The 4,554-nt window shown below is 67.6% G+C and carries 4 protein-coding genes, 1 pseudogene and 1 riboswitch; of the genes and pseudogenes, 4 read left to right on the top strand and 1 reads right to left on the bottom strand.

Annotated features, from left to right (window positions below; genetic code table 11):
* Positions 1 to 180: 180 nt before the first annotated feature.
* The gene (gene cobO / locus WBV89_RS02110) at positions 181 to 765 is read right to left on the bottom strand and encodes a cob(I)yrinic acid a,c-diamide adenosyltransferase (protein WP_423979690.1); all 585 of its coding nucleotides are present in this window, start codon (positions 763 to 765) and stop codon (positions 181 to 183) included.
* Positions 766 to 794: 29 nt separating this feature from the next.
* Positions 795 to 961: riboswitch (adenosylcobalamin (AdoCbl) riboswitch) on the top strand.
* Positions 962 to 1,007: 46 nt separating this feature from the next.
* On the opposite strand from cobO, the gene WBV89_RS02115 reads away from it, so the two are divergent.
* The 4 genes and pseudogenes from WBV89_RS02115 to WBV89_RS02130 form a co-directional block, all read left to right on the top strand.
* Entirely contained in the window at positions 1,008 to 2,078 is a 1,071-nt protein-coding gene (locus WBV89_RS02115; protein WP_423979691.1) for an ABC transporter substrate-binding protein, read from the top strand.
* Between the two features lie 61 nt (positions 2,079 to 2,139).
* Entirely contained in the window at positions 2,140 to 3,186 is a 1,047-nt protein-coding gene (locus tag WBV89_RS02120; RefSeq protein WP_423979692.1) for a FecCD family ABC transporter permease, read from the top strand.
* Positions 3,183 to 3,977: an ABC transporter ATP-binding protein gene (locus tag WBV89_RS02125; protein ID WP_423979693.1), complete on the top strand. Its 795-nt coding sequence runs from the start codon at positions 3,183 to 3,185 to the stop codon at positions 3,975 to 3,977. The genes WBV89_RS02120 and WBV89_RS02125 overlap by 4 nt, the downstream gene beginning before the upstream one ends.
* A 19-nt stretch (positions 3,978 to 3,996) precedes the next feature.
* A pseudogene (locus WBV89_RS02130) lies at positions 3,997 to 4,554 on the top strand (hypothetical protein); the annotation flags it as partial.

Here is a 4,554-nt window from a genome sequence, read left to right on the forward strand (position 1 = left end):
GGCGCCGTTGCGATGTAGGTCACCGCGATGCCGGCGGCGTGATGTCGATGTCCGATGTCGACCGCGAGCGAGCTCTTTCCGCTGCGCGCGCCGCCGATGAGGAGTGTCAGGGTCATGTCGCGGTCAGGGATCGATGTCGTCGTCGGTTCGATGCGGTGGTTCGTCTGGCGTCGTCCGCGGTCAGTAGTCGAGGCCGCGCATGGCGCGGATGCCGTCCTGGTAGGCGTGCTTGATCTCGGTCATCTCGGTGACCGTGTCGGCGATCTCGACGAGTTCCGGGGCGGCGTCGCGCCCGGTCACGATCACGTTGACGTGGGGTGGTCGATTCCGGATCGGCTCGACGACCTGCTCGATCGGCAACCATCCGAACGACGTGAGGTAGGTGAGCTCGTCGAAGATCAACAACTGGTGCTCCCCTGCGGACATGAGCGCACACGCCGTCGCCCACCCGTCGGCAGCGTGAGCGATGTCGTTCGACAGGTCGTCGGAGTCCCAGGTGAACCCGTCGCCGAACGCATGCCAGTCGACCCCGAGTTGACGCCCGACCTTCTCCTCGCCGACTTTCCAGTTCCCCGACTTGATGAACTGGACGACCCCGACGTTCCAGCCGCGAGCCACCCCACGCACCATCATTCCGAACGCCGACGAGGACTTCCCCTTGCCGTTTCCCGTGTTGACGACGAGCAGTGACTCGGCGCGACGGAGCCCGTCCGGACGCGGGTCGTCGGTCGGTGCGGTGGTTTCCTGGTCGGATGACGTGGTCATGAGATGAGGCAGGCTACGCAGCGCGCACTAGCCTGTCGAACTGTCGACGACAGAGCGAAGTCCGGTGAGACCCCGGCACTGTCCCGCAACGGTGATGACGAGACCTGTTCCCCGGAACGCGTGGTCTCGTCGAGTCCGGTCGCCTCTGTCGCTGACGCGAATGATCATTCCCTCGAGGCAAGGGACGGTTCGCACCGTTGGTGCCGAAACCCAGCTTGTCCTCCAACCCCCTGGAGGAACACATGCGTACACCCGGACAACGTCACACCAGAACACTCGTCGCCGCGCTCGCCGGTCTGTCGCTCGTCGCGGCAGCCTGCGGCAGCGACGAACCGGACGACACCCCGGACACCGAGGCACCGGACACTGCGGCGGCAGAGACGCCGGACACGGAAGCCACCGTCGCCACCGTCGCCACCGACACCACCGACACCACCGACGCCCCCGACGACACGGACGCAGCGCCGGCGGACACGGCGCCGGCGAGCACGGAGTCGGCCGACGGAGAGTCGGGCGACGCAGCGGGGGACACCCTCGAGCGCGTCGTCTCGCTCAGCCCGACCCACACCGAGATCATGTTCGCGATCGGAGCGGGCGACCAGCTCGTCGCGGTCGACGACTACTCGAACTACCCGGCCGAGGCCCTCGACCTGCCGAACGACCTGTCCGGGTTCGAACCGAACGTCGAGGCGATCGCCGCGTACGACCCCGACCTCGTCCTGATCGGCGGAGACTTCACCGGTCTCGGCGATCAGCTCGCCGATCTCGAGATCACCTCGTGGGACGGTCCATCCGCGTCCACGTTCGACGACACGTACGCGCAGATCGAGGAGCTGGGCGAGCTCACCGGCCATGCCGACGAGGCGGCCGAACTGGTGACGTCGATGCAGTCGGACATCGAAGCACTCGCAGAGTCGGCACCGACGCCTGAGACACCGCTGAGCTACTACCACGAGCTCGGTCCGGAACTGTTCACGGCCACGTCGAGCACGTTCATCGGCGAGGTGTACGGGCTCTTCGGTCTCGACAACATCGCCGACCCACTCGAAGCGGACGCCGGGCAGTACCCGCAATTGAGCGCCGAGGTGTTGGTCGAGGCGAGCCCCGATCTGATCTTCCTCGCCGACACCAAGTGCTGCGGCGAGACCGCTGCGACCGTGTCGGCCCGCGACGGTTTCGACACCATCGTCGCTGTTCAGGACGGCAACGTCATCGAGCTCGACGACGACATCGCCTCGCGTTGGGGTCCGCGGATCGTCGACTACGTCGAGACCGTGGCCGCAGCCGTCGAAGCGGCGACCGTTCCCTCCTGATGGTTCCCCGATCCTGATGGTCTCCCGATCCTGATGGTCACCCGATCCTGATGGTCTCCCGATGAAATCGACCGGCAGCGTGACGCGGTGGTACGTCGCCGCGAGCGCGCTGCTGGTCGTGTCGGTTCTGTTGGGTGCCTCGATCGGTGCCGCCGGACCCTCGGCATGGCGGGTCCCGCTCGCGCTGCTCGACCACCTGCCGTTCATCTCGATCGACGCGGGAATCTCGCAGATCGATTGGAACATCATCTGGAAGATCCGGATGCCGCGGGTCATGCTCGGGCTGCTCGTCGGCGGGATGCTGTCGATCGGCGGCGCCGGGTATCAGGGCGTCTTTCGCAACCCGCTCGTCGATCCGTACCTCCTCGGTGCCGCCGCCGGCGCCGGACTGGGAGCGGTGATCGTGTTGACGGTCGCCCGCGACTCCACGTCGACCTGGCCGGTCGACCCGGTCCCGGTGATGGCGTTCTGCGGTGCGATGCTCACGGTGTTCGTCACCTACGTCGTCGGTTCGGGATATCACGGGAGTGGACGCAGCGGGGCCACCCTCGTGCTCGCCGGCGTCGCCGTGACCGCGTTCGTCTCGGCGCTGCAGACGTACATCCTCCAGCGCAACGCCGACGCCGTGCGCGAGGTGTTCGCCTGGATCCTCGGCCGGCTGTCCTCGGCGACCTGGTCAGACGTCCGGCTCTGTCTGCCGTACATCGCCGTCAGCGTCGTCATCTTGTTCGCGATGCGCCGTCACCTCGACGTGTTGCGCGTCGGGGACGAGGAGGCGAGCGCGCTCGGGATGTCGGTGGCACGAACACGGGTGATCGTCGTCGCCGCAGCGACTCTCGGCACCGCGGCCGCCGTCGGCGTCAGCGGCCTGATCGGTTTCGTCGGACTCGTCGTCCCGCACGTGGTGCGGCTCGCAGCGGGGCCGAGTTATCGACACCTGATTCCGCTGTCGTTTCTCGCGGGCGCGTCGTTCCTGATTCTCGCCGACATCCCGGGCCGCACGCTGCAGGGTGGAGCCGAGACCCCGATCGGCGTCGTCACGGCGTTCCTCGGAGCCCCGTTCTTCATCTATCTCCTGCGGACGCGGTCGGGTCAGGTCGCGCAATGAGCACCGTCGAGTTCGATTCGGTGACCGTGGCGTACGGCGACCGCGTCGCAGTGCCCCCCTTCTCCGATGTGGTCGCGGGTGGCGAGTGGGTCGGCTTGATCGGACCGAACGGCGCAGGGAAATCCTCGCTGCTCCGGGCGGTCGCCGGTCTGACCGAGTCGGGCGGAGCGGTGCGGGTCGACGGCCGATCGCTCGATGAGATGAGCGCGCGCGAGCGTGCCCGCCATGTTGCGTACGTGGCTCAGAACCCGTTGACGCCCACGGACATGCCGGCGTTCGACTACGTCCTGCTCGGCCGATGGCCGCACGTCGGACGTTTCGGTGCCGAGTCGGCCGACGATCGACGGGTGGTCGACGACGTGTTCGACCGGCTGCGGCTCGTCGAGTTCCGCGACCGTCGACTGGGCGAACTGAGCGGCGGCGAACGTCAGCGCATCGTGTTGGCCCGTGCGCTCGCCCAGGAGGCGTCGGTCCTGTTGTTGGACGAACCGACGTCCGCACTCGACATCGGACATCAACAGCAGGCGCTCGAACTCGTCACCGAACTGCGGTGTCATCAGCAGCTCACCGTGGTCGCGGCGATGCATGACCTCACGCTCGCGGGGATCTACTCGGATCGTCTGGTGATGCTCGACCACGGCGTGGTCGTGGCGAACGGGCAGGCCGTCGATGTGCTCACGGCGGAGCGATTGGGTGAGGTGTACCACGTCTGTGTCACCGTCGATGTCGATCCGGACGACGGCGCGGTGGTCGTCGTCCCACGCCGGGGCTTTCCGGTCGCCGAGGCGTGAAGGTCACGGTCGGATCCGCATGACGGGCTCGATGGCGCCGGGCCAACACGGGGGTGATGCGCCGCGGGTGGCGCGCTCGCTCGGTGTCGATCCGGCGAGCCTGGTCGACCTGTCGATGAGCATGAATCCGTTCGCGCCCGACGTCGTCCCGATCGTGATGTCGGCCCTCGCGAAGGACCCGGGCAGCGTCGGCCACTATCCCGATTCCGACGATGCCGAGCGATTGCTCGCCGACGCGATCGGTGTCGCGGCCGAACGTTTGGTCATCACGAACGGAGGGGCCGAGGCGATCGCACTGGTCGCCGCGCTGCAACCGATCGGCGATGTCGTCGAGCCCGAGTTCTCGCTGTACCGCCGCCACCTGCGTTCGACTGCGCCCGGTGCGCCGAGGTGGCGGTCCAACCCGTCGAACCCGCTCGGCGTCCTGAGCCAGCCCGAACGCGAACGCGACGTCGAACCCGAACGTGAACCGACCTCGGCCGGTTCCGAGAACGTTCGTGCGTGCGGGTGGGACGTGTGGGACGAGGCGTTCCATCCGCTGGCGACCGGACGTTGGACCTCGACGGCGCTCGTCGAG

The organism is Ilumatobacter sp., assembly GCF_049588435.1.
Classification (GTDB): domain Bacteria; phylum Actinomycetota; class Acidimicrobiia; order Acidimicrobiales; family Ilumatobacteraceae; genus Ilumatobacter_A.